General features: G+C 68.7%; 1 protein-coding gene. It reads left to right on the forward strand.

What is annotated here, in order from left to right:
• On the forward strand, window positions 1-319 hold a 319-nt coding region (locus N788_RS14895), incomplete at both ends, for a hypothetical protein (RefSeq protein WP_034225272.1).

Raw genomic sequence — 319 nt, forward strand, 5'->3', positions numbered from 1 at the left:
CCGGTTGCCGACGTCGAGTCCAACGACCCGGCCTACAGCGAGTTCGAGGGCGGCGCGCCGACCTTCGACGTGCTGCTGGGCCAGATTGGTGGCTTCAGCTACGGCACCGCGGCCGACATCGGCCTGAGCGCCCAGCCGATCACGCTGGACGGCGCGGCCATCGAGCTGACCGACCTGATGGGCGCCAACACCGCCCTGGTGTTCGCGGGTGACTTCGAAGCGGCGGGCGACGTGTTCTTCAGCCCGGCCAGCGACTGCTCGGTGAACATCCAGTCGGCCGACAGCTTCGACGACACCGGTGCGCTGTTCGTCATCGGCA

The sequence above is a fragment of the Arenimonas donghaensis DSM 18148 = HO3-R19 genome (assembly GCF_000743535.1).
GTDB classification, from domain to species: domain Bacteria; phylum Pseudomonadota; class Gammaproteobacteria; order Xanthomonadales; family Xanthomonadaceae; genus Arenimonas; species Arenimonas donghaensis.